This is a genomic window from Arthrobacter sp. APC 3897 (assembly GCF_030407495.1).
In the GTDB taxonomy this organism is placed as follows: domain Bacteria; phylum Actinomycetota; class Actinomycetes; order Actinomycetales; family Micrococcaceae; genus Arthrobacter_B.
The window spans coordinates 198,581-222,353 of record NZ_JASDDG010000001.1 but is presented as its reverse complement, the minus strand read 5'-3'; the positions used below and the strand labels follow the sequence as shown (position 1 = coordinate 222,353).

General features: G+C 64.7%; 19 protein-coding genes, 1 tRNA gene and 1 pseudogene. 8 read left to right on the top strand and 13 right to left on the bottom strand.

Annotation, left to right across the window (positions count from 1 at the left end; translation table 11 throughout):
* Nucleotides 1-7: 7 nt before the first annotated feature.
* Genes mshC through QMA10_RS00930 form a run of 3 tightly spaced genes read right to left on the bottom strand, consistent with a single transcriptional unit; the run spans nucleotide 8 to nucleotide 2,488 of the window.
* On the bottom strand, nucleotides 8-1,294 hold the full coding sequence (mshC, locus tag QMA10_RS00940; RefSeq protein ID WP_290165245.1) for a cysteine--1-D-myo-inosityl 2-amino-2-deoxy-alpha-D-glucopyranoside ligase: 1,287 nt from the start codon (nucleotides 1,292-1,294) through the stop codon (nucleotides 8-10).
* A 23-nt stretch (nucleotides 1,295-1,317) separates the two neighbouring features.
* Nucleotides 1,318-2,142: an undecaprenyl-diphosphate phosphatase gene (locus tag QMA10_RS00935; protein ID WP_290165243.1), complete on the bottom strand. Its 825-nt coding sequence runs from the start codon at nucleotides 2,140-2,142 to the stop codon at nucleotides 1,318-1,320.
* A gap of 43 nt (nucleotides 2,143-2,185) precedes the next feature.
* A complete protein-coding gene (locus tag QMA10_RS00930) occupies nucleotides 2,186-2,488 on the bottom strand; it encodes a hypothetical protein (protein WP_290165241.1) in 303 nt (100 codons plus the stop codon).
* 41 nt (nucleotides 2,489-2,529) lie between these two features.
* Between QMA10_RS00930 and QMA10_RS00925 the strand changes: the two genes are divergently transcribed.
* Complete coding sequence (locus QMA10_RS00925) at nucleotides 2,530-2,763, top strand: DUF5703 family protein (RefSeq protein WP_290165239.1); 234 nt, start codon at nucleotides 2,530-2,532, stop codon at nucleotides 2,761-2,763.
* A gap of 11 nt (nucleotides 2,764-2,774) precedes the next feature.
* Here the strand turns inward: QMA10_RS00925 and QMA10_RS00920 are convergent, their stop codons facing one another.
* The gene (locus QMA10_RS00920) at nucleotides 2,775-3,932 is read right to left on the bottom strand and encodes an acyl-CoA dehydrogenase family protein (protein WP_290165238.1); all 1,158 of its coding nucleotides are present in this window, start codon (nucleotides 3,930-3,932) and stop codon (nucleotides 2,775-2,777) included.
* A gap of 25 nt (nucleotides 3,933-3,957) precedes the next feature.
* The gene (locus QMA10_RS00915) at nucleotides 3,958-5,292 is read right to left on the bottom strand and encodes a M20/M25/M40 family metallo-hydrolase (protein ID WP_290165236.1); all 1,335 of its coding nucleotides are present in this window, start codon (nucleotides 5,290-5,292) and stop codon (nucleotides 3,958-3,960) included.
* A 146-nt stretch (nucleotides 5,293-5,438) separates the two neighbouring features.
* On the opposite strand from QMA10_RS00915, the gene QMA10_RS00910 reads away from it, so the two are divergent.
* From QMA10_RS00910 to QMA10_RS00895, 4 genes are all read left to right on the top strand, one after another.
* Nucleotides 5,439-5,521: transfer RNA gene (locus QMA10_RS00910), tRNA-Leu, on the top strand.
* A 160-nt stretch (nucleotides 5,522-5,681) separates the two neighbouring features.
* Entirely contained in the window at nucleotides 5,682-6,989 is a 1,308-nt protein-coding gene (locus QMA10_RS00905; RefSeq protein ID WP_290165234.1) for a hemolysin family protein, read from the top strand.
* Nucleotides 6,990-7,158: 169 nt separating this feature from the next.
* Entirely contained in the window at nucleotides 7,159-8,565 is a 1,407-nt protein-coding gene (locus QMA10_RS00900; protein WP_290165232.1) for an APC family permease, read from the top strand.
* Between the two features lie 39 nt (nucleotides 8,566-8,604).
* Nucleotides 8,605-9,009, top strand: a complete 405-nt coding sequence (locus QMA10_RS00895; RefSeq protein WP_290165230.1) for a universal stress protein — start codon at nucleotides 8,605-8,607, stop codon at nucleotides 9,007-9,009.
* Between the two features lie 115 nt (nucleotides 9,010-9,124).
* Here QMA10_RS00895 and mmsB read toward each other — a convergent pair whose 3' ends face one another.
* The 7 genes from mmsB to QMA10_RS00860 form a co-directional block, all read right to left on the bottom strand.
* Entirely contained in the window at nucleotides 9,125-10,372 is a 1,248-nt protein-coding gene (gene mmsB, locus QMA10_RS00890; RefSeq protein ID WP_290165228.1) for a multiple monosaccharide ABC transporter permease, read from the bottom strand.
* Nucleotides 10,369-11,931, bottom strand: a complete 1,563-nt coding sequence (gene mmsA, locus QMA10_RS00885; protein ID WP_290165226.1) for a multiple monosaccharide ABC transporter ATP-binding protein — start codon at nucleotides 11,929-11,931, stop codon at nucleotides 10,369-10,371. Before mmsA ends, mmsB begins: the two co-directional genes overlap by 4 nt.
* A 72-nt stretch (nucleotides 11,932-12,003) precedes the next feature.
* Nucleotides 12,004-13,107 carry a multiple monosaccharide ABC transporter substrate-binding protein gene (gene chvE / locus QMA10_RS00880; protein WP_290165224.1) on the bottom strand — a complete coding sequence of 368 codons (1,104 nt, stop codon included), beginning with the start codon at nucleotides 13,105-13,107 and terminating at the stop codon, nucleotides 12,004-12,006.
* A 196-nt stretch (nucleotides 13,108-13,303) separates the two neighbouring features.
* Nucleotides 13,304-14,527, bottom strand: a complete 1,224-nt coding sequence (locus tag QMA10_RS00875) for an aminotransferase class V-fold PLP-dependent enzyme (protein WP_290165222.1) — start codon at nucleotides 14,525-14,527, stop codon at nucleotides 13,304-13,306.
* 17 nt (nucleotides 14,528-14,544) lie between these two features.
* Entirely contained in the window at nucleotides 14,545-15,471 is a 927-nt protein-coding gene (locus QMA10_RS00870; RefSeq protein ID WP_290165220.1) for a MaoC/PaaZ C-terminal domain-containing protein, read from the bottom strand.
* Entirely contained in the window at nucleotides 15,468-16,808 is a 1,341-nt protein-coding gene (locus tag QMA10_RS00865) for a 3-oxoacyl-ACP reductase (protein WP_290165218.1), read from the bottom strand. The genes QMA10_RS00870 and QMA10_RS00865 overlap by 4 nt, the downstream gene beginning before the upstream one ends.
* A 2-nt stretch (nucleotides 16,809-16,810) precedes the next feature.
* The gene (locus tag QMA10_RS00860) at nucleotides 16,811-18,148 is read right to left on the bottom strand and encodes an acetyl-CoA C-acetyltransferase (protein WP_290165216.1); all 1,338 of its coding nucleotides are present in this window, start codon (nucleotides 18,146-18,148) and stop codon (nucleotides 16,811-16,813) included.
* A 76-nt stretch (nucleotides 18,149-18,224) separates the two neighbouring features.
* On the opposite strand from QMA10_RS00860, the gene QMA10_RS00855 reads away from it, so the two are divergent.
* Together QMA10_RS00855 and QMA10_RS00850 are read left to right on the top strand one after the other, a co-directional pair.
* Nucleotides 18,225-18,932, top strand: coding sequence for a TetR/AcrR family transcriptional regulator (locus tag QMA10_RS00855; protein WP_290165213.1), 708 nt, complete (start codon nucleotides 18,225-18,227; stop codon nucleotides 18,930-18,932).
* Between the two features lie 61 nt (nucleotides 18,933-18,993).
* Nucleotides 18,994-21,087 carry an acyl-CoA dehydrogenase gene (locus QMA10_RS00850; protein WP_290165211.1) on the top strand — a complete coding sequence of 698 codons (2,094 nt, stop codon included), beginning with the start codon at nucleotides 18,994-18,996 and terminating at the stop codon, nucleotides 21,085-21,087.
* A 47-nt stretch (nucleotides 21,088-21,134) separates the two neighbouring features.
* Here the strand turns inward: QMA10_RS00850 and glgA are convergent, their stop codons facing one another.
* A complete protein-coding gene (glgA, locus tag QMA10_RS00845) occupies nucleotides 21,135-22,349 on the bottom strand; it encodes a glycogen synthase (RefSeq protein WP_290165209.1) in 1,215 nt (404 codons plus the stop codon).
* Between the two features lie 136 nt (nucleotides 22,350-22,485).
* Between glgA and glgC the strand changes: the two are divergent.
* Nucleotides 22,486-23,733: pseudogene (gene glgC / locus QMA10_RS00840) on the top strand (glucose-1-phosphate adenylyltransferase); the annotation flags it as partial.
* Between the last annotated feature and the right edge of the window lie 40 nt (nucleotides 23,734-23,773).

The following is a 23,773-nucleotide window of genomic DNA, read 5'->3' as shown; positions in this document are numbered from 1 at the left end:
CGGGCGCCTAGAGCCGAATCCCCAGCAGGGCGTCCAGCGTGGACGCAGCCAGTTCGGCACCCTCAGCCGCCGAGGTGTCCTCAGGGGAATTCCCGGCGACCCTAACGGCCCACGCATCGACTGCGGCCAAAGCGGAAGGGGCATCCAGATCCCGGGCCATTGCCGTGCGCACCTCGGCGAGCATCTGCTCGGCCTGGGTGCGGCTGGTGCGGGGCAGGGCGCTGCGCCAGCGGGAAAGGCGCTGCTCGGCACCGGCCAGCTGCCCGTCCGTCCAGAACCAGTCGGTGCGGTAGTGGTGGCTGAGCAGAACCGCGCGGATGGCGGCCGGGTCCGTTCCCTGACTCCGCAGCCGGGAAACCAGTACCAGGTTGCCGAGTGACTTGCTCATCTTCTCGCCGTCCAGCCCCACCATGCCGGCATGCGCATAATGGCGGGCGAGGGGGCTTCCGCTGCAGGCATAGGCGTGGCCGGCGCTCATCTCATGGTGCGGAAAGACCAGATCCGAGCCTCCCGCCTGAACGGTGAACGGAGCCGGCAGGAAGCGCTGGGCAATGACTGAACACTCAATGTGCCAGCCGGGGCGTCCCTCCCCCAGTGTTGCCCCGTCCCAGAAGGGTTCGCCGGTCCGCTTCACACGCCAGAGCAGCGGATCCAGCGCGTTGCGCTTGCCCGCGCGCAGAGGGTCACCGCCGCGTTCGGCGAAGATCGGGAGCATTTGCTCAGGGTTCAGCCCGGAAACACTGCCGAGATGCCAGGCAGCTGGATCTTCCGGGCCAAGCTCCGAAGCCGCATCGACGGAGAAGTACACGTCGCCGTCGGGCTCGGTGCCGTCCCCGGGCACACGGTAGGCGAGGCCGCGGCGGAGCAGGTCCTCCACTGCCGGCACAATCCAGTCAACGGCTTCCACGGCGCCGATGTAGTGGTCCGGGGCCAGGACGTTCAGGGCTTCCATGTCATCGCGGAAAAGCTGGGTCTGTTCGAGAGCCAGTTCCCTCCAGTCCAGACCCTTGGCGGTGGCACGCTCGAGCAGCGGATCATCAACATCGGTGACGTTCTGCACATAGCGGACTGTATTGCCTGCGTCCCGCCACTGCCGGTTCAACAGGTCAAACGCTACGTAGGTTGAAGCGTGTCCCATGTGGGTGGCGTCATAGGGGGTGATGCCGCAGACGTAGAGGCTGGCCTCACCCTCGGTGCGCACCGGAACGGTGCTGTTCAGGGCGGTGTCGTGGAGGACCAGGTCCGGCGATTTTCCGGGCAGGACGGGCAGGGGGGTATTTTTCCAGGCAATCACAGGCTCAACTCTACTTTCCCTTCCTAGGCGGTCAGCACACCCAGGGCAAGCAGAACGTAGATCACAACGCCGAGAAGGATGCGGTACCAGACAAAGAGGCTGTAGCTGCGGCTGGAAACGTAGCGCAGGAACCATCCAATGATGATGAATCCCACAATGAACGCAACCAGGGTGGCTCCGGCGGTCTCCCATCCGCCGTAGACCATCGGCTCGTCCAGCGACTTGACCAGCTGGAAAAGTCCGCTGCCGAACACGGCCGGAATAGCCAGCAGGAACGCATACCGGGCGGCGGCCTCGCGGGTGTATCCCATGAACAGCCCCGCGGTGATGGTTCCGCCGGAGCGGCTCACGCCGGGGATCAGTGCCATGGCCTGCGCGAGGCCGTAAAGGATGCCGTGCTTGTAGGTGAGCTGGTCCAGGCGGCGCTGCTGCTTCCCCACGGCGTCCGCCACCGCCAGGATGATGCCGAAGACAATCAGCATGGTGGCAACAATCCACAAACTGCGGAAGGTGCTCTCGATCTGGTCCTGGAACAGGAGCCCCAGGATCACGATGGGCAGGGTTCCGATAATGATCAGCCAGCCCATGCGGGCGTCCGGATCACTTCGCGGAACACGTCCGGTCAGCGAACCGAACCAGGACTTGACGATCCGGACAATGTCCTTCCAGAAGTAAACCGCCACGGCCGTCTCCGTGCCGAGCTGCGTGATAGCCGTAAAGGCCGCCCCCGGGTCCTGCGCGCCGGGCAGCAGTTCCCCCACAATGCGCAGATGGGCGCTGGAGGAGATGGGAAGAAATTCAGTAAGACCCTGAATGAGACCGAGGAAGAGTGCTTCAAACCAATTCACAAGGAATTACTCTAGGGCACCATCAGTGGGTGCCCGAACCCAGCTAGCCTCCCGGCTGTGCCCCTGATGAGCGTTCCCCCGTGTGCCGGGGATCAGCGCCGAAGTCCCCGTCACCGTCCAGGTCGGCGTCGAAATCATCGTCGTCATCTTCGTAGATTTCCAGCGGCGTGACCTCGCCGTAGGCGTCATAGAGGACTTCCTCGTAGAGTTCAAAGGCATCCGCGATGGCCAGATAGGCCGCCTCCACCACCGGGTCCTTGTCTCCGCGGCGCTGTGAGGCCGCTGTCAGGTGTTCGTCCAGGGCGGCCACGAGGGATTGGAGCGCGACGTGCGGATCTATGCTCATGACCTAGACGTTAGCGGTAAAGTGAGCAAAATTGGAGGGAAATGCGAGAACAAATTCTTCGGCCCGGTGTCCGCCGGCCAGACGAAAATATCCGGGACTATGAGTACCTCGTGGTGTCGGTGAACCCCGGAGATTCCCTCTCCGAGGCACGCCGGATCATCACCGAACACGCCGAGTACGGCAAGTGGGAGCTCCAGCGCAGCTGCATCTACCGCGGCGGAGCCCGCCGTTTCTGGCTGCGCCGGCGGATTATGCGGGTCCGCCGCACGGCCTGATCCCGGGCCGTCTACCCCTGGTCCGGCAGCGGCCCCAGCCAGGCGCCGGCCACCGACGCATGGACGGAATCCTCGCTGGAGGGGTGGAACATGCCGGCAAGAACGTCACGGTAGAGGCGCTCCAGTTCCGCACCCCGCGAGTAGCTCCGGCCCCCGGACACACGGACAGCCGTTTCCACCACTGAACGCGCCGTTTCGGTGGCCCGGTACTTCAGCGAGGACAGTTTCGGAAACCACAGGCTTCCGTGGTCGGCACCCTCTTCCAGATCGCGGGCCATCACTTCCAGCTGCGGGTGGATCCCGTCCATTCGAATCGCCGCATCCGCAACTTTCCAGCGGGTGTGCGGATCATGCGCGCCGCTGCCGCCTCCCGCCGTCGTCCGCTGCTGTGCCGCTTGTACGGCCAGTTCGACGGCGCGGTCTCCAATGCCGGTGTAGACCGCTGACAGCAGGGTTTCGAAAAGGGCGAAGATGCCAAAGACGAAGGCGTCCGAGTGCGGCCCCACCGGAGTGCTGCGGACCAGCTGCCCTTTGGGGAGGACCGCGTGATCCAGGACTGTGGTGCAGGACTGGCTGGCCCGCATGCCCATGGTGTTCCAGTCGTCCTTGACGGTGATGCCTTCAGTGCCGCGCGGGGCGAACCCGAAAATGAGTCTGGGTTCTTCCGGCTCCGAGTCGTCACGTCCGAAAATCCCCAGCCGGGTCCACGCGGGTGAGAGGCTGGTGAAGATTTTGGTGCCCGTGAACGCATAGGAGCCGTCCCCCTGCGGAACGGCCGCCGTCTTGGAATCAAACAGGACGGCAGGATTTCCCGCCTCGGAAACCCCAAAGGCGTACAGCTCACCCCGGGCGGCATCCTCGAGGATGAAGGCCAGGGAATCGTCCCCGCGCAGGGCCAGGAGGTGGGCCACGCCGCACCAGACCAAATGCATATTGACGGCCAGAGCCGTGGCGGGGGCTGCGGTGGCCAGCAGCCGCTGGCATCGGACAACCTGCCCAATCGTGAATCCCGCGCCGCCCGCCGCCGCCGGCGTGAAGAGGGACAGGTAGCCGGCGGCGCGCAGGTCTTCAAGGTCTTCGGTGAAGAACGCGTTGTCACGGTCATAACCGGCCGCACGTCCGCGCAGGCGCTCCAGGAGGTCGGGGGTCAGGATGTTTTCGACATTCATGCGCTGGTTCTTTCTTGGGGGCTGATTAGTAACCGGTGAGCAGGCGGGACAGCACGCGGGTGCCGAATTTCAGGGAGTCCACCGGGACCCGCTCGTCCACGCCGTGGAACATGCCGGTGAAGTCCAGCTCCTCGGGAAGCCTCAGCGGCGCAAAGCCGTAACCGGTGATGCCCAGCCGGCTCAGGGACTTGTTGTCGGTGCCGCCGGAGAGCGTGTAGGGGAGCACAGGAGCACCCGGATCCTCTGCCTGCAGGGCACTGACCATGGAGTCCACCAGGTTGCCCTTGAACGGCACCTCAAGGGAGACGTCCCTGTGCTCGTAGCTGACCTCGATCCCGGGCCCGGCGAGGTCCTTGATGATGGCCAGTACCTGCTCTTCCTGACCGGGCAGGGTCCGGACGTCAATCAGCGCCTCCGCACTGCCCGGGATGACGTTGTGCTTGTAGCCGGCTTTCAGCACCGTGGGGTTGGCGGTGTTCTGCAGCGTGGCACCCACGAAACGGGCCACGGTTCCCAGTTCAGCCAGCAGCCGTTCCGGGTTGTCCGGATCGAACTCGACGCCGGTCAGTTCCGTCACGCCCTCCAGGAAGGCCCGTGTCGTGTCGGTGAGTTCAATGGGCCACACGTATTCGCCGACGGCGGCGACGGCGCGGGCCAGCCGGGTTACGGCGTTGTCTGTGCTGATCTGGGAACCGTGGCCCGCGCGGCCGTGGGCTGCGAGCCGCAGCCAGGAAATCCCTTTCTCTGCGGTCTGCAGCAGGTACGTGCGCTTGCCGCCGATGGTGGCGGAAAAGCCGCCCACTTCCGAAATGGCTTCGGTGGCACCGTCGAAGAGTTCCCGGCGGTTTTCCACTGCCCAGGTTGCCCCGTACCGGCCGCCTGCTTCCTCATCGGCGAAGAACGCGAAGATGAGATCCCGCTTCGGCTTGGTTCCGGTCCGCGCCATCTGCCGCATCACGGACAGGATCATGGCGTCCATGTCCTTCATATCCACGGCGCCGCGCCCCCAGATCAGGCCGTCCCGCTCCTCGCCGCTGAACGGGTCCACCGACCAGTCCTGCTTTTGGGCGGGCACTACGTCAAGATGGCCGTGCACCACAAGGGCCGGCAGGCTCGGGTCGGCGCCTTCCATGCGGGTAACCACCGAAGCCCGGCCGGGGGCTGCCTCGAAGAGATCCGCGTGCAGTCCGGCCTCCTCGATCAGCCCGGCGGTGTACTCGGCCGCGGCCCGCTCCCCCGGTCCGGATCCGTCCCCGAAGTTTGAGGTGTCAAAACGGATGAGCTCCCGGCAGATCCGCGTGACTTCATCTTCGGCGGTTTTTCCGGACACCGGGGACTCAGAGGCAGTGGAATCAGACATGTTTCTCCTTCGACCTAGTTGCTGCCAGCCTAGCCATCGAAGGCCTGACCAGCGCCGATTTACGGTTGCAGCCAAAACCGTGTTAGAGTTTTTCCCGTTGCTTCCGCAGCTTTTGAACGACTAAAGAGCTTGCGGCAAACACCCAAGCGCGGGTGGCGGAATGGCAGACGCGCTAGCTTGAGGTGCTAGTCCTCTAACGAGGGTGGGGGTTCAAGTCCCCCTCCGCGCACAATCAAAACCCCGGAATCCACTGGATTCCGGGGTTTTTTGTTGCTTAATCGAATCTCCGCGTTCATTATTCGTGACGTTAAACACATCTTCTCCTGCATGCGGGCTCTCCAGCTGTCCTTCCCTGTCAGCAGCGGCGGAGCGCCGGTACCCTCGGGTCTATGGAAGGCGCAACGCTCTTCAACCTGCTGCTCGTCGTGTTCTTCGTCCTGCTGGGAGGAATCTTCGCAGGAACGGAAATGGCGCTGGTCTCACTGCGGGAGAGCCAAATCGGCCGCATTGAGGCCTCCGGTGCCGGCGGCAGGAAAATCGCTGATCTTGCCCGCAACCCCAACCTCTTCCTGGCGTCCATCCAGATCGGCGTGACGCTGTCGGGGTTTTTTTCCGCCGCCTACGGCGCTTCGGCCCTCGCCCCCGCGCTGGCACCGGCACTGCAGGGGCTGGGTTTGGCCCCTGCCGCCGCGGATGCCACCGCCTTCATCCTGCTGACCCTGGCCGTGGCCTACCTGTCCCTGGTCCTGGGTGAACTGGTGCCCAAGCGCCTGGCCATGCAGAATGCCGAGCGTTTCGCCCGGATCCTCGCCCCGCCGCTCAATGTCTTCGCTGTCATCATGAGGCCCGCCATCAAGGCGCTCTCAGCATCGACGGACGCCGTGGTGCGCGTTCTCGGAGGTGATCCCAGAGTCAAGACGCCGCCGGTCACCTCCCAGGAGCTGTGGGACATGGTGGCTGCGAGCCCGGTTCTTGCCGAGGACAGCCGCCGGATCCTGTCCGATGTGTTCGGCGCCGGGGACCGCTCCCTCCAGGAAGTCATGCGCCCCCGTCCGGAGGTTCGGTTCCTCTCCGCCGACCTGACGGTGGAGCAGGCCCGCGAGACCGTCCATTCCCTGCCCTACTCCCGGTATCCGGTCATCCGGAGCTCCCCTGACGACGTCGTCGGCTTCATCCATGTGCGGGACCTGCTGCGGAAGGACGACGACGGCGCCCGGACGCAGGCGCGCACGGTCGGGGACATTGTCCGCCCCATCCTTTTCCTGCCGGGCACAGCTTCAGTGGTTCCCTCCCTGTCGAGGATGCGGCGGGACGGCAGCCACATTGCCGTAGTTGTAGACGAATACGGCGGGACGGACGGCATAGTGACCCTGGAGGACCTGGTGGAGGAACTTGTCGGGGAAATCTACGACGAGTACGACACCCTGCGGGACCCCGAGGACCGGCACCGCAGGATCCGCGGCGATCTGGTGGTTGACGGAGGCTTGATCCTGCAGGAGTTCGAGCGGCTGACCGGGTTCGCGCTTCCGGAAGGACAATACGAAACGGTGGGCGGCTACATTATGGAAAGGCTGGGCCGGATTGCAAGGCCCGGAGACGTGGTGGGGGCACCAGGATGCGGGCTGGAGGTGCTCAGCCTTTCCCGACGGCGAATTTCGGCAGTACGCGTCATTCCCGAATCCAAGGAAGCCGGCTGACTTTCCCGACGGCCGGCGTTCAGCTTCTTCGGTACGCGCGCCCCGGTCATTTCCCGTAACATTGCTATGCCGCTCCGAAGCGCAGAGAATACGGGGCACGGGCAGTTAGCCCCATTCCGCCTAGGGCCCGGACCGCAGATGCAGATACCCAGAAAGCAGGAAAGCCGTCATGGCCGAAACAAAAAACGAATCGGGAGCGCCCGAACTCAAGCGGGTGATGGGAACCAAGCTCCTTCTGCTGTTCATCGTCGGCGACATCCTTGGAACCGGTGTTTACGCCCTGACCGGCCAGGTGGCCGGCGAGATTGGGGGTGCAGCCTGGGCACCCATCCTGGTGGCCTTCTTTGTCGCCACGATTACCGCTCTCTCCTATCTTGAGCTCGTCACCAAATTCCCGCAGGCCGCAGGTGCCGCACTTTATGCGCACAAAGCCTTTGGCATTCATTTCGTGACCTTCCTCGTGACCTTTGCGGTCCTGAGCTCCGGCATCACATCGGCGTCCACCGCCGCCAAGTTCCTGGCCGAGAACTTCATTGTCGGTTTCAACCTCGAATGGGGCCAGACCGGCGTCACGTGGGTAGCCGTCATCTTCATGCTGGTGCTCGCCCTGATCAACCTGCGCGGTGTCGGAGAGAGCATTAAGTTCAATGTGGTTCTGACCATCATTGAACTCACCGGCCTGATGATCGTGATCCTGATTGGCTTCTGGGCCATGGGGCAGGGCAACGTCGACTTCTCACGCGTCATGGTCTTCGAAACCGAAGGCAGCAAGAGTGTGTTCCTTGCCCTCACCGCAGCCACCTCGCTGGCATTCTTTTCCATGGTCGGCTTTGAAGACAGCGTCAACATGGCCGAGGAAACCCGCGACCCGGCAAAGATTTTCCCGAAGGTCATGCTGACCGGCCTGGGCATCACCCTGGTGGTCTACCTCCTGGTGTCCATTGCCGCCGTCGCCATTGTCCCCGTAGGCCAACTGTCCGCCAGCGCAACGCCGCTGTTGGAGGTTGTGCGTGCCGGAGCACCCAACCTGCCGGTGGACGTCATCTATCCGTTCCTGTCGATCTTTGCGGTGGCCAACACTGCACTGATCAACATGCTGATGGCCAGCCGCCTGCTGTACGGCATGGCCAAGCAGGATGTCCTGCCCCGTTCCCTCTCCAAGGTCCTCCCCGGCCGCCGGACCCCGTGGGCCTCGATCCTGTTCACCACCGCCATCGCGCTGGGACTGATCATCCTGGTCACCAACTTCATGGGCAAGGAAACCGTTACAGCGCTGGGCGGCACCACCGCCCTGCTGCTTCTGGCGGTCTTCACCGTGGTGAATATTGCCTGCCTGGTGCTGCGGCGCACTCCGCACGAAGGCAAGCACTTCCGCTCCCCCGGCTTCCTTCCGTACGTGGGTGTTTTCACCTGCGCCTTCCTTCTGGGCCCCTGGGCGCAGGATCCGATCGAGTACCAGATCGCGGGACTGCTGCTGCTCCTTGGCCTGGCGCTGTGGGTGCTGACGTGGTTCTGGAACCGGGCAGTGCGTGCCAAGAAGACCCGGTTCACGGATGCTGAAGAGATCCGCGGCTAGGTACTTACCCCCGTCTTCCTTCCCTACGTCAGGAGCATCATGAGTATCGTTGTCGGTTTTCTTCCCACCCCGGAGGGCGCTGCAGCCCTGGAGGCTGCACGCCGTGAAGCCGCGGCTCAGTCCGCCACGCTGGTGATCGTGAACGTGGGTTCCCCGCGGCACGGGATCCACCATCAGGAGCAGGAGGAAGCCAACCAGGCCGCCGTTGAACAGCTTGAAAAAGAACTGCGCGCCGCCGGTGCGGACTTCCGTCTGGTGCACCCTGTGGGTGACTATGACCCGGCCGAGGAGATTCTCAAAGCGGCTGAGGATCCGCAGGTGGAACTGATTGTCCTGGGCCTGCGCCGCCGCACCCCCGTGGGCAAGATGCTGCTGGGCAGCACCGCCCAGCGGGTGCTGCTGCAGTCCGACTGCCCGGTCCTGGCGGTCAAGGCACACCACTAGGATCATCTCTCTGCCTGCCGCTTCCCCGGCGGGATACGGCTGTGGCCGGCATCCGAGGTTATCGGGTGCCGGCCACAGCCGTATCGCCGGACGTGCTCCGGGACCGGTTTTCTGTTTAGGTGATGGAGGCCGATCCGCGGCGCTTGTTGAAGACATCGAAGGCGACGGCTGCCAGGAGCACCAGGCCCTTGATGAGCTGCTGGTATTCGGTGCCAACCCCCATGATGGACATGCCGTTGTTCAGGATGCCGATAATCAGGCCGCCGATGATGGCTCCGGTGACCCGGCCGATGCCGCCGGTGACTGCGGCCCCGCCGATGAAGACTGCAGCAATCGCATCCAGTTCGAAGCCTTCACCGGCCTTGGGGCTGGCGAGGTTTAGCTGGGCGGTGAAGACGAGGCCGGCCAGTGCAGCCAGTACGCCCATGTTGATGAAGACGGTGAACGTGGTCCGCTTGGTGTTGATGCCGGAGAGCTCTGCGGCGTGCAGGTTCCCGCCCATGGCATAGATGTGGCGGCCCCAGACGCTGCGGTTCATGACAGCGGAGTAGCCGACGGTGAGCAGGCCCAGGATCACCAGCACGATGGGCGTGCCCCGGTAGCTGGCCAGCAGGTAGGTGATGAAGAGGACCATGGCCGCGGTCAGGCCAAGCTTGGCGGCGAACCAAAGCAGCGGCTCATCCACGAGCTGGTGGCGCCGGCGGATCATCCGCTGGCGGATGCCCGAGCCAACCAGGGCTGCGGCGGACAGCACGCCGATGATGACGGTCAGCGGCTCCAGGAAGCTCGTTCCGCCCCCGAGATCGGGAAGGAATCCGCTGCCCAGATCCCGGAACTGGTCCGGGAACGGCGAGATCTGCTTGTTCTGCAGGACAATCTGCGTCAGCCCGCGGAAGGTCAGCATGCCGGCCAGGGTCACAATGAAGGCCGGAATGCCGAAGTACGCAATCCAGAAGCCCTGCCAGGCTCCGACGGCGGCGCCAAGGACCAGGCACAGGACGGCGGCCATCCACCAGGGAAGTCCCCACTGGGTGATCATGACGCCGGCGGCGGCACCGGTGAAGGCGACCACCGATCCGACGGACAGGTCAATGTGCCCGGCAATGATGACCAGCACCATGCCCACGGCCAGAATCAGGATGTAACTGTTCTGGATGATGAGGTTGGAAACGTTGATCGGTGCCAGCGTGATCCCGTTGGTGGCGATCTGGAAAAAGATGATGATGGCGATCAGCGCGATGAACAGGCCGACCTGGCGAAGCTGCCCGGTCAGGTAGTTCAGGGCTGAACCGACAATTCCCTGCGGCTTCCCCTTCGGGGCCGGAACGCCGGTGGACGATCCCTGGTCGGTAAGAGTGCTCATTCGCTTTCCTTGTCTGTCGCAGCGGCAGGAACCCTGGCGTCGCGGGTCATGTACTGCATGAGGTATTCCGCGCTGGCCTTTTCGCGCGGGACATCAGCAGTGATCCGGCCTTCGGCGAGGGTATAGATGCGGTCGCAGATACCCAGCAGTTCCGGCAGCTCCGAGGAAATGACGATGACCGCTTTTCCCTGGTCTGCCAGCTCGTTGATGATGGTGTAAATCTCGTACTTTGCCCCCACATCGATGCCGCGGGTGGGCTCATCGAGGATCAGGACGTCCGGATCGGTGTGGATCCACTTGGACAGGACCACTTTCTGCTGGTTCCCGCCCGAGAGCTTGCCCGTCAGCGCGGTCACCGAGGGGGCCTTGATGTTCATGCTGGTGCGGTATTTGTCCGCCGTCAGATGTTCCCGGTACGGGTCCACCCAGCCGCGGCTCGCCAGTTTGTTCAGTCCGGACATCGAGATGTTGCGCTTGATGTCCTCGATGAGGTTCAGGCCGTACCGTTTGCGGTCCTCGGTGGCGTACGCCAGTCCGTGCCGGATGGCCTGGCCGACGTTCTTCATGGTGATTTCGCGGCCGTTCTTGTACACGCGGCCGCTGATGTTGTGCCCGTAGCTCTGCCCGAAAACGCTCATGGCAAGTTCCGTGCGGCCTGCGCCCATCAAGCCGGCAATGCCGACAATTTCGCCGGCCCGTACGTAAATGTTTGCCTCGGAGACCACCCGGCGGCTGCGGTCCAGCGGATGGTGGACCGTCCAGTCCTCGATGCGGAGCACCTCTTCGCCGATGGCCGGGACGTGCTCCGGATATCTGCTGTCCAGGTCCCGCCCCACCATGCCCCGGATGATGCGTTCCTCGGACACGTCATCCTCGCGCATATCCAGGGTTTCGATGGTGCGGCCGTCACGGATGATGGTTACGGCGTCGGCGATGGCCTTAATCTCGTTGAGCTTGTGGCTGATGATGATGCAGGTGATTCCGTCTTCGCGCAGGCCCTTGATCAAGCCCAGGAGATGTTCGGAGTCTTCGTCGTTCAGCGCAGCGGTTGGCTCGTCCAGGATCAGGAGCTTCACGCGCTTGGACAGGGCTTTGGCAATTTCCACCAGCTGCTGCTTGCCCACGCCGATGTCCAGGATCCGGGTGGCGGGATTCTCGGACAGCCCCACCCGCTCCAGGAGCTTGGCGGCCTCCAGGTTGGTGCGGTGCCAGTCGATGAAACCGCCCTTGGACTGCTCGTTGCCCAGGTAGATGTTTTCCGCAATCGACAGGAACGGGCTGAGGGCCAGCTCCTGGTGGATGATGACCACGCCGGCCGCTTCGGAATCCTTGATGTCCCGGTATTCCTGCAGGTTGCCTTCCAGCAGGATTTCCCCCTCGTAGCTTCCTGCCGGATAAACCCCGGAGAGCACCTTCATGAGGGTGGACTTGCCGGCCCCGTTTTCACCGCAGATGGCATGCACCTGTCCTTGACGCACATCCAGGGAGACCTCCTGCAGTGCCTTGACCCCGGGGAAGGTCTTGGTGATTCCCCGCATGGAAAGAATGTTTTCGTTCACGTTCGTGTCCTTGCCGGCGGATGCCGTGGGCGGAAGCCTCTGCTCCGCCCACGGCATCCGCGGTGGTCGGGATTACTGCAGGTCTGAGGCTTCGTAGTAGCCGCTGTCGACGAGGACTTCCTGGTAGTTGTCCTTGGTGACCACTACCGGGTCCAGCAGGAAGGTCGGAACAATCTTGACCTGGTTGTCGTAAGTTTCAGTGTCATTGACCTCGGGGTCTTCACCCTTGAGCACGTCATCGACCATGCCGACGGCCTGTTCACCGAGCTTGCGGGTGTCCTTGAAGATCGTGGAGTACTGCTGGCTGCCCATGATCGACTTCACCGAGGCTGCTTCGGCATCCTGGCCGGTGATGACGGGCAGGGCATCGGAGGCGTAGCCGGATCCGGTCAGGGCGGAAATGATGCCCAGTGAAATGCCGTCGTACGGGGAAAGGACGCCGTCCACCTTTTCGCCGCCGGAGTACGTGCTGGCAATCAGGTTCTGCATGCGCTTCTGTGCCGTGGCGGGGTCCCAGCGCAGCGTGGCGATCTGGGTGAACCCGGTCTGGCCGCTTTTGACCACCAGTGTGCCCTTGTCGATGTAGGGCTGCAGGGTGTCCATGGCGCCGTCGTAGAAGAAGTTGGCGTTGTTGTCATCGGGGCTGCCGGCGAAAAGCTCAATGTTCCTGGGCTCGGCGGCACCGGTGTCCTTGCCGTCGGCGTCGAGAATGCCCAGGCCGGTGAGCAGCGACGTGGCCTGCTGTACGCCCACGGTGTAGTTGTCGAAGGTGGTGTAGTAATCCACGTTCTCGTTGCCGGTGATCAGGCGGTCATAGGCGATGACCTTGATGCCGGCGGCTGCGGCGTTGTCCAGCTGGTCGCTCAGGGCGGTGCCGTCGATGGCCGCGATGACCAGGACCTTGGCGCCCTTGGTGATCATGTTGGAGACCTGCTGGACCTGGGTGGGGATGTCGTCGTCGGCATATTCCAGGGTGGTTTCATAGCCCAGGTCTTCAAGCGAAGCCTGAATGGAGTCGCCGTCCTTAATCCAGCGCTCGGAGGTCTTGGTGGGCATCGCGATGCCCACCAGCGCACCGGCATTGTCACCTGATTCGGCGTCGCCGGAGTCAGCGCCGCCGCGGCCGGTTCCGGAGCCGCAGCCGGCCACGGAAACGGCCAGGATTCCGGCCGTCACGCTAAGGAGGAGTTTACGGATTTTCACGAAGGAGCCCTTTCGATGGACGTCTCTGTCTAACGGGGGAATCTGCCGGTCTGTCGAAGTGGCTTGGCTTCGGCCTTCCCGAAACAGAATGAGAAGTGGATCACATTTGTGAGCGCTAACATTATGGCGCCCGAAAGGGGCCGGTTGTCAATTTGGCGTCGGTTCGGGTCTAGCGGCGCAGTTCAGCCAGCACGGCGGAAATGCCGGTGAAGGTCTCCTCGAACGAGGTGGACAGCGGGGACAATCCCAGCCTGATGCCGGACGGATTGCGGTAATCCGGGATGATCCCCTGTTCCCACAGGGCTGCCGTGACAGCTTTGAACGCGGGATGGTCAATGGTGATATGGCTTCCGCGCCGCGCCGCTTCCCGGGGAGAGGCAACAATGACGCCGTGCGGGGCCAGCAAAGTGTCCACTGCCGTGAGTGCGTACTCCGTCAGGGCCACCGACTTGGCGCGGACGGCGTCGATGCCTGCTTCGCCAATGAGCGCAATCATGTCCCGCATCGGCAGCATGCCCAGTACCGGTGGAGTGCCGGAGACGAGCCTGCGGATCCCGGCGGCTGGTTGATAGCCCTGGGCCATGCCGAACGGGTCCGCGCTGCCGAGCCAGCCCTGGATGGGCTGCTGAAAGTCCGCCTGATGCCGCGACGCCACGTACGCCCATGCAGGCGCGCCGGGCCCCCCGTTGAGGTATTTGTAGCTGCACCCCACGGCGTAATCCACGTTCCAGGCATCCAGCTGCGCCGGCACGGCACCTGCTGAGTGGCACAGGTCCCAGAGCACCAGTCCCCCGGCAGCCTGGACCACTGCCGTGATGGCACCGGCGTCGGCCAGAAAGCCGGAGCGGTAGGCCACGTGGCTGAACACGGCCAGCGCCGTTTTTGGCCCCACGGCTGCGGCCACCGCCTCAGCCGTGACACCGCCGTCGTAATCCGCGGGAACCCAGCGAAGAGTGAGCCCGCACTCGCGCGCAATGCCCTCCATGACGTACCGGTCGGTGGGAAAGTTGTCGGCGTCCAGGACAATTTCGGTGCGCCCGGGCCGGGCGGCAACCGCGGCCCGGCCCAGTTTGTAGAGCAGAACGGTGGTCGAATCGGCCACAATGCACTGCCCGGCAGCTGCTCCGAGAGCCGTAGCCCCGAGTTCGTCGCCTATCCGTGCGGGCAGGTCCAGCCACTGTTCATCCCAGCCGCGGATCAGCCGTCCGCCCCACTGCTCCCGGACAAAGTCCTGCAGGTGTTCGGCAGTGGCACGAAGCGGCCGGCCCAGGGAGTTGCCGTCCAGGTAGGAACTGACTCCGGCGGCGTCCAGGAAGTGGTCCCGGAAGCCGGCCAGCGGGTCCGCTGCGTCGAATTCCTTGGCGGCAATGAGCAGCAGATCCGGTTCAGTCATGAGCGCACCCTAGCAAACTATGCGCTGCGAACTGCGCCGGCAGCCGAAAGCGGCTGGACGGATCCATGGAAGTGGCGGCGGCGGGAGCGGTTGTTCCAGCCGACGAAGGTGGAACCCGCGTACCGGCCGTCCTCCTCCGCATCCTGGATGGAGAGGGAGACGGTTGCCGGCAGGAACACCGGGGACTCAAAGTCGATGTTCCATTCGTAGGGCTCTTCCCGGTTCTGCACGGTATCCGCCACCACGCGGGAGGCCAGGTACATCCCGTGGGCCAGGGACCGCTTCATCCCCAGGGCCTTCGCCGACAGGCGGCTCAGGTGAATGGGGTTGAAGTCGCCCGACACCCCGGCATAGTTACGCCCGGCGTCCGCCCCGAGGCGCCACATGGCAGTGGGCTGCGGCGGCACGAAGTCCGGGCGGTCGGCCCGGGCTTCCTGCCGGTCAAACCGGGGCAGAAATACCCCCTTGGCCAGATAAGTGGACCGTCCGCTCCATACCACGTCACCGGATTCGGCCGCGCTGACTTCGGCAACCAGCTCCACCTGGGTCCCGGACCGGTGCCCGGCCAGGTTTTCGGCCCAGGCCGTGACAGTCAATGGCTCGGTGTAATGGATAGGGCGGAAATGCTGCACCTGGTTCCGCAGGTGGACCATGCCCAGCAGCGGCAGCGGAAAGTCTTCCCGCGCCATCAGGCTCATGGCCACCGGGAAGGCAAACGTGTGCACGTAGCCGGTGGGCAGGTAATCGGTGGCGCTGTGCAGGACCAGCCGCTGAAAATCCGTCAGTTTGGCCAGGTCGACGACGGCGCCGCGCACCTCGTGCCGGTCAGCCGGCAGGACACTGGGCCCCTTGGCCGATGACAGGCGTGACTTTGCCGCACTGCCCACGGCGCCGGCATACAGCTTCCCGAGGGCGGGAATCTCATTCAGCGTGGTGGTGCTCATGCGCCCACCATATTCTGTCCGCACACCCGGACCACCTGGCCGTTGACTCCCGCCGCCGAATCGGAGGCAAGGAAAGCGATGGTTTCGGCCACGTCCACGGGCAGGCCGCCCTGCTGCAGGCTGCTCAGCCGGCGGGCAACCTGCCGGGTCAGGGCCGGAATGGCTGCGGTCATGTCGGTCTCGATGAAGCCCGGTGCGACGGCGTTGATGGATCCGCCGCGCGGCGCCATCAGCGGTGCCGTGGCCCGGACCATGCCGATCACGCCGCCCTTGGATGCGGCGTAGTTGGTCTGGCCGCGGTTGCCGGCAATGCCGCTGGTGGAGGCCAGCGAAACTATCCGTCCTTCCGGGCTGAAGCTGTCCGAGGCCAGCAGGGTCTCATTCATGCGCAGCTGGGAGGCAATGTTGACGGCGATGACCGAACCCCACCGGGCTTCATCCATGTTCGCCAGCAGCTTGTCGCGGGTAATACCGGCGTTGTGGATGACGATGTCCAGGCGGCCGTACCGCTCGGCGGCGTGGGCCAGGATCCGGTCGGCTGCGTCCTCGCGGGTGATGTCCACCTGCAGGGCCGTGCCGCCGATTTCATTGGCGACCCCGGCCAGCTGTTCGCCGGCCGCCGGCACGTCCACCACAATGACCTTGGCGCCGTCGCGGTGCAGGACCCTGGCGATCGCCGCACCAATGCCGCGGGCGGCCCCGGTCACGACGGCAACCTTCCCGGCCAGCGGTGCGTTCCAGTCCGCGGGCAGCGTCCCGGCGTCGGATCCTACGGTGATGAACTGTCCGCTCACGTACGCGCTCTTGCCCGAGAGCAGGAACCGGAGGGCGGCCGCTACGGACGGCGCCGTGGCCTGCACTCCGTTGGCCAGCACAATGCCGTTGGCGGTGGCTCCGCCGCGCAGCTCGTGGGCGATGGAACGCAGGGTGCCGTCAACACCCTGGCGGGCTGCAGCCGCAGCGGGGTCCAGGGCCTCGCCTGCAGGGCGCGAAACCGTAACCACGCGGCCGCCCGGCGCCAGGTCGCGCAGGGCGGAACCCGCGGCCAGCACCGGTTCGCCGAGGTCCGTCGGGGCGGCGGCGTCGTCGAGCACAATCAGGATGGCGCCGAGTTTTTCTTTCGGTGTGGCATGCCGGCGGACGTCCTGGTCCCAGGAGAGCAGCAGCTGGGCCAGGTCGTCCGCGGTTTCGCCCTTGCCCAGCACCAGCACCGGCCCCGGAACCAGCGGCTTGGCCGGGTCGAAGCGGCGCAGAATGGCGGGGCGGGGCAGCCCGAGCTTCTTGGACAGGTCCCGGGTGATGCCGCTATTGACCAGCTTGAGGTAGGTATCAGTCATGGTTAGCGCGCCTCCAGGATTGCAACGAGGCCCTGTCCGCCGGCCGCGCAGATGGAAATCAGGCCGCGGCCGGATCCCTTCTCATGCAGCATCTTCGCCAGGGAGGCAACGATGCGTCCGCCGGTAGCGGCGAACGGGTGCCCGGCGGCCAGGGAGGAACCGTTGACGTTGAGCTTGCTGCGGTCGATGCTGCCGAGCGGCCCCTCCAGACCCAGGCGGGTGCGGCAGAACTCGTCGTCTTCCCACGCTGCAAGAGTGGAGAGCACGGTGCCGGCAAAGGCTTCATGGATCTCAAAGAAATCAAAGTCGTCGAAGCTCAGGTTGTGGCGGGCCAGCAGGCGCGGCACGGCAAAGGCCGGGGCCATGAGCAGTCCGTCCTTGCCGTGCACAAAGTCCACGGCTCCGGCTTCGGCGTCAACAATGTTGGCCAGCATGGGCAGGTCATGGTCGCGGGCGTAGTCCTCGGAGCCCAGCAGCACCACGGAGGCGCCGTCGGTCAGCGGGGTTGAGTTGCCGGCGGTCATGGTGGCTTCATCGCCCAGGGACTTGCCGAAGGCCGGCTTCAGCTTGGCAAGCTTCTCCATGCTGGTGTCCGGGCGCAGGTTCGCGTCCCGGGACAGGCCGCGGTACGGGGTGAGCAGGTCATCGAAGAAACCGCGGTCATAGGCTGCGGCCATGTTGCGGTGGCTGTTATAGGCGAGCTCATCCTGCGCTTCGCGGGTGATCTTCCACTGGGCGGTGGTCAGCGCCTGGTGCTCACCCATGGACAGGCCGGTGCGCGGCTCGCCGGTGGTGGGTGCGTTCGGGGAAAGGTCCCTGGGACGGATTTTCGCGACTGCGGCCAGCTTCTGCTTGGTGGTGCGGGCGCGGGAGAGGTCCAGCAGCGCCCGCCTCAGGCCCTCGCTGACGGCAATGGGAGCGTCCGATGCGGAGTCGACGCCGCCGGCAATGGCGGAATCCAGCTGTCCCAGTTTGATTTTGTTGGCCAGGCTGACCACTGTCTCAAGCCCGGTGGCGCAGGCCTGCTGGACGTCATATGCGGGGGTTTCCGGCGACAGCGCCGAACCCAGGACGGCCTCGCGGGTCAGGTTGAAGTCGCGTGAGTGCTTCAGGACGGCACCGGCGGCAACTTCTCCGATCCGCTCGCCCTGCAGGCCAAAGCGTGCAACCAGTCCGTCGAGGGCGGCCGTGAGCATGTCCTGGTTTGAGCTGTACGTGTACTTCCCTCCGGAGCGGGCAAAGGGGATCCGGTTTCCGCCTATAACGACGGCCTTGCGAACGCCGGGAGCTGAGGTGTTCCCGCCGGTTGCGGCGGGTTCGGCCTTGGGCTGGACAGCCATGGTGTGTCTCCTAGGAAAGTGCTGCTAAGTGTGAGGGGAGTTACTGCAACCCAGCGTACCTGATACGCTGAGTATCGTGAACACCGCACTACAGGATCCCCCTTCCCCCGCACCGTCGGACGGCCGGTCGCTGCGCTGGGAGGCGCACCGGGCCGAACGCCGCCGTGAGCTGATCAAAGCCGCCCGGCGTGCCGTTCATACCCTGGGCTCCGGCGCCTCCATGGAGGAGATAGCCGCCGCGTCCGGAACCTCCAAGTCCGTCTACTACCGGTACTTCGGGGACAAGGCGGGCCTGCAGCAGGCCATGGGTGAAGTAGTCCTTTCCCAGATGCAGGACAAGATCCTCGCGGCCGGGCGCACTGCTGATTCGCCCCGGGCCGGATTGCAGGCAATGGTTTCCGCCTACCTCCAGATGGCCCAGACTTCTCCCCATGTGTACGCCTTTGTCACGGGCAGTGCCGCTGAGGGTTCGGGCAGCGCCGGTCCGGGGTTCTCCGACAGCCTCACCTCCTTCTTCGAAGCCATTACGGCCATGATGGAACGTGCTTTGCGCGCCTATCTGGACAGCCGCTCCCCCGGGGCCTCTCCCGGAAGGTCGTCCGCACCCGAGCTCGGAATTGCTGCCGGGTTCTGGCCGACGGCGGCGCTGGGCATGGTCCGCGCCGCCGGTGAACGCTGGCTTGCCACCGGCCCCGGACCGGACAAGCCCACCGAGGCCCAGATGACCGAGCAGTTGACGGCCTGGCTCTTTGACGGCATCGGCTACGAACAGGGTCCCCCGTGATTTATCCCAAACTCCCCCGGCACCGCTTCCCACGGCACCACAACCACAAGAAGGACACGCAATGACGCAGACAGTCTCCAAGTCCGCACGCCCGATCCCCGCGAGTTCAGTACGCGACGATGACAGCGCCGTCGTCGACGTGGACGCGCTGAGCCGCGCCCTGCTGGGCAAGTGGGCCGACATCCGGCTCCAGGCCCGTGAGCTCGCCGGCCGCGAAGAACTTCACACTCCCGCAGGCCTGACCCACACGGAACACCGCGAACGGGTCATGACCCAGCTGAAGGTGCTGGTCGATTCCAAAGCCGTGCACCGCGCCTTCCCGGAGTACGTGGGCGGCGAGGACAACCACGGCGGCAACGTCGCCGGTTTCGCAGAACTCGTGGTGGCCGATCCTTCCCTGCAGATCAAAGCGGGTGTTCAGTGGGGCCTCTTCGGCTCGGCCGTCCTGCACTTGGGCAACCGGGAACACCACGAAAAGTGGCTGCCGGGCATCATGAGCCTGGAAATCCCGGGCTGCTTCGCCATGACCGAGACCGGCCACGGTTCCGATGTGGCCAGCATCGCCACCACGGCCGAATATGACGTGGAAAAAGAAGAATTCATTATCAACACTCCCTTCCGTGCCGCGTGGAAGGACTACATCGGCAACGGCGCCGTGAACGGCAAGGCCGCCGTCGTTTTTGCCCACCTCATCACAAAGGGCGTGGACCACGGTGTCCACGCGTTCTACGTTGAACTGCGTGATGACAACGGCTTCCTGCCGGGCGTGGGCGGGGAGGACGACGGCGTCAAGGGCGGCCTGAACGGCATCGACAACGGCCGGCTGCACTTCGCCAACGTCCGCATCCCGCGCACCAACCTGCTCAACAAGTACGGCGACGTGGCAGCGGACGGCACCTATACGTCTTCCATCGAAAGCCCCGGGCGCCGCTTCTTCACCATGATCGGCACCCTGGTCCAGGGGCGGGTGTCCCTGGACGGCGCCGCAGTGGCCGCCAGCAAGATGGCCCTCAAGACCGCCATCCAGTACGGCACGGAACGCCGCCAGTTCAATGCCGCTTCGGACATCAGGGAAGAGGTGCTGATGGACTACCAGCAGCACCAGCGGCGCCTGCTGCCGCGCCTGGCCAGCACCTTCGCCGCTTCCTTCGCCCACGACGAACTGCTGCAGAAGTTCGACGACGTCTTCTCCGGTGCGCACGATACCGACGAGGACCGCCAGGATCTGGAGACCCTCGCTGCCGCGCTGAAGTCCCTGTCCACCTGGCACGCCCTGGACACGCTGCAGGAGTGCCGTGAGGCCACCGGCGGCGCCGGCTTCCTGTCCGAAAACCGCTTCACCGCACTGCGTGCGGACCTGGACATCTACGCCACCTTCGAAGGCGACAACACCGTGCTGCTCCAGCTGGTGGCCAAGCGCCTCCTGGCCGACTATGCCAAGGAATTTGCCGGCGCCGACTTCGGCGTCCTGGCCCGCTACGCCGTCGGGCAGGCCACTGACCGCACGATGCACCGCACCGGGCTGCGCCAGATTGTCCAGGCGTTCGCCGATACCGGATCCGAAAAGAAATCGGCCGTTGCCCTCCGCGATCCCAAGACCCAGCGCGATCTGCTGACTGACCGCGTGGGCACCATGGTGGCTGAGGTGGCCGGCGCCCTGAAGGCCGCCCGCGGACTGCCCAAGGACAAGGGCGCCGAGGTGTTCAATGCCAACCAGCATGCGCTGATCGAAGCGGCCCGCGCCCACGCGGAACTGCTCCAGTGGGAGGCCTTCACCCGCGGTCTGGAGCGGATTGAAGACGCCGGAACCCGCCAGGTCATGACCTGGGTCCGTGACCTGTTCGGCCTGTGCCTGATCGAGAAGAACCTGGGCTGGTACCTGATGAACGGGCGTCTTTCCGCCCAGCGCGCCCGCACCCTGGGTCCGTACATCAACCGGCTGCTGGCCAAGATCCGCCCGCATGCCCTGGATCTGGTCGATTCCTTCGGCTACGGTCCGGAGCACCTGCGGTCCAAGATCGCCTCCGGCGCGGAGAAGGCCCGCCAGGATGAAGCCATGGAGTACCAGCGGCTGCTGCGTGCCAGCGGCGCTGCCCCGGTGGATGAGAAGATCCTGATCCAGCGCAAAAAGCAGGCCGCCAAGGCCAGGCGCTAAGCCCTGCGCGGGGGCCCGAACCGCAGGGCGGTTCGGGCCTTCCGTGTTTAAACCCGGGAGGCAGCTGCCGGCAGCACCGAGCGGTAGACCTCCAGCGTGGACTTGGCGATGGACCCCCAGGAGAAGTGCTCCGTGGCGCGGCGCCGTCCGGCCTCCCCCATCGCCTGTGCCCGGTCCGGGTCCGTCACCACTTCGGTGAGCGCGGCGGCAAAATCACGGACAAAGGCTTCGGGATCCAGCGGAATTCCGGTGCCGTCGGTGACCTGGTCAATGGGTACCAGCAGCCCCGTCACCCCGTGGTCCACGACTTCCGGGATGCCACCCGTGGCGCTGGCGACGACGGCCGTGCCGCACGCCATGGCCTCCAGGTTAACGATGCCGAGCGGTTCGTAAATGGACGGGCACGCAAACACGGTGGCCGAGCTGAGGACTTTGATCAGTTCATCGCGCGGGAGCATCCGTTCAATGACGACAATGCCGCTGCGCCTGGCCCGCAGTTCCTCAATCAGCGCGGCGGTTTCCGCCGCGAGTTCGGGGGTGTCGGCAGCGCCCAGGCAGAGTATGAGCTGGACCTCGGGCGGCAGCAGAGCGGCGGCCCGCAGGAGATACGGGAGCCCCTTCTGGCGCGTGTTGCGCCCAACGAAGGCCACACTCGGCCGCTCCGGGTCAATGCCGAGCGCCGCAATTCCGGCAGGATCAGCGTCGGGATGCCAGAGTTCGACGTCGATCCCGTTATGCACCACGCGCACCTTGGCCGGGTCCACCTCGGGATAGCTGCGCAGAATGTCCTGCCGCATGCCTTCGGACACGGCAATGATGGCGGCTGCGGCGTCGTACGCTGTCTTCTCGACCCAGGAGGACAGTGCGTAGCCGCCGCCCAGCTGCTCGGCTTTCCAGGGACGCAGCGGCTCCAGGCTGTGGGCGCTGAGCACGTGGGGAATGCCGTACAGGAGGGAACCCAGGTGTCCGGCCATATTGGCGTACCAGGTATGGGAGTGGACCAGGTCCGCACCCTCCAGTCCCTGGAGGATTTCCAGGTCGGTGCCCAGCGTCTGAACCGCCGGGTTGGAGGCATCCAGTTCTGCCGGAACACCATAGGCCCTCACGGATGCACCGTGGTAATCGGCCGCCCTCGGAACTCCGAAGCAGTGGACGTGAAGGTCAACGTACTCAGCCAGCACACGGCTCAGTTCAGCAACGTGGACACCTGCCCCGCCATAGATTTCGGGCGGGAATTCCTTGGACACAATATCTACTCGCACTAAACCAACGTAGTGCACGGGCGCGGCAGTGATCTAGTCTGAAGAACAGCACACTTATAACCGCGGACCCAAACGCCGCAGTAATTCGTCACAAGCTGCATGAGATAACAAGTAACGAAAACAGGGGAATAACAAAATGGCGCCAAAGAAGGTCCTGGCCGTTGTCCTTGCCGGCGGGGAAGGCAAACGCCTTATGCCCCTCACCGCGGACCGGGCAAAACCCGCAGTTCCGTTTGCCGGACGGTACCGGCTCATCGACTTCGCACTGTCCAATCTGGTGAATTCGGGCTACCTGCAGATCGTGGTCCTGACCCAGTACAAATCCCACAGCCTGGACCGGCACATTTCGGAGACCTGGCGGCTCTCCACCCAGCTGCGGAACTACGTGGCCTCGGTGCCTGCTCAGCAGCGCGTAGGCAAGAGCTGGTTCCTGGGAAGCGCCAACGCGATCTATCAGTCGATGAACCTGATCGACGACGCGCAGCCGGACATTGTGGTGGTGATCGGTGCGGATCACGTGTACCGGATGGACTTCTCCCAAATGGTGGAAGCCCACATCCAATCCGGTGCCTCGGTCAGCGTTGCCGCCGTCCGGCAGCCGCTGCACCTGGCGGACCAGTTCGGCGTCATCGAGACCGACCCCGAACGTCCGGGCATGATCGGAGCCTTCGTCGAAAAGCCCGCCACCACTCCCGGACTTCCGGATGATCCGGACATGTTCCTGGCCTCAATGGGCAACTACGTCTTCAACACGGATGCACTGGTGGAAGCCCTGAAGGTGGACGCCGAACGCCTGATCACCAAGCACGACATGGGCGGGGACATCATCCCCTACTTCGTGGAACGCGACGATGCCGCGGTCTACGACTTCTCACACAACATCATCCCCGGGGCCACGGGCAGCGATCACCAGTACTGGCGGGACGTGGGTACACTCGATTCCTACTACGACGCCAACATGGACCTGATTTCTCCCCTGCCGGCGTTCAACCTGTACAACCTCCAGTGGCCCATCTACACCCGGCAGAGCATTTCCCCGCCGGCCAAGTTTGTGCGCAGCGCCTCCGACCAGGCCGGCACCGCCCTTGACTCGATCGTTTCCGACGGCACCGTCATCTCCGGCGGCACCGTCACCGGATCGGTGCTGGCCCAGGATGTATATGTGGCCTCCAACGCCGTGGTGTCCGACTCGGTGCTGATGGACAACGTGCGGGTGGGTGAGGGCGCAGTTATCCGCCGTGCCATCATCGACAAGAACGTGCAGGTTCCGCCCGGAGCCACCATCGGCGTTGACCGTGAGCTTGACCTGGCGCGCGGCTTCACCATCACCGAGTCCGGGCTGACAGTGCTCAGCAAGGGGCAAAAGGTCACCCTCCCCGAACCTGAACCCGAGGCAGCACCGGCCTAGGGCCATTCGGATACCG

Bases quoted from the DNA above. Each gene is read 5' to 3' on its own strand.
- QMA10_RS00930 (WP_290165241.1), bottom strand. From the start codon at position 2,488: ATGAGCATAGATCCGCACGTCGCGCTCCAATCCCTCGTGGCCGCCCTG.
- QMA10_RS00925 (WP_290165239.1), top strand. From the start codon at position 2,530: ATGCGAGAACAAATTCTTCGGCCCGGTGTCCGCCGGCCAGACGAAAAT.
- QMA10_RS00920 (WP_290165238.1), bottom strand. From the start codon at position 3,932: ATGAATGTCGAAAACATCCTGACCCCCGACCTCCTGGAGCGCCTGCGC.
- QMA10_RS00915 (WP_290165236.1), bottom strand. From the start codon at position 5,292: ATGTCTGATTCCACTGCCTCTGAGTCCCCGGTGTCCGGAAAAACCGCC.
- QMA10_RS00905 (WP_290165234.1), top strand. From the start codon at position 5,682: ATGGAAGGCGCAACGCTCTTCAACCTGCTGCTCGTCGTGTTCTTCGTC.
- QMA10_RS00900 (WP_290165232.1), top strand. From the start codon at position 7,159: ATGGCCGAAACAAAAAACGAATCGGGAGCGCCCGAACTCAAGCGGGTG.
- QMA10_RS00895 (WP_290165230.1), top strand. From the start codon at position 8,605: ATGAGTATCGTTGTCGGTTTTCTTCCCACCCCGGAGGGCGCTGCAGCC.
- mmsB (WP_290165228.1), bottom strand. From the start codon at position 10,372: ATGAGCACTCTTACCGACCAGGGATCGTCCACCGGCGTTCCGGCCCCG.
- QMA10_RS00875 (WP_290165222.1), bottom strand. From the start codon at position 14,527: ATGACTGAACCGGATCTGCTGCTCATTGCCGCCAAGGAATTCGACGCA.
- QMA10_RS00870 (WP_290165220.1), bottom strand. From the start codon at position 15,471: ATGAGCACCACCACGCTGAATGAGATTCCCGCCCTCGGGAAGCTGTAT.
- QMA10_RS00865 (WP_290165218.1), bottom strand. From the start codon at position 16,808: ATGACTGATACCTACCTCAAGCTGGTCAATAGCGGCATCACCCGGGAC.
- QMA10_RS00860 (WP_290165216.1), bottom strand. From the start codon at position 18,148: ATGGCTGTCCAGCCCAAGGCCGAACCCGCCGCAACCGGCGGGAACACC.
- QMA10_RS00850 (WP_290165211.1), top strand. From the start codon at position 18,994: ATGACGCAGACAGTCTCCAAGTCCGCACGCCCGATCCCCGCGAGTTCA.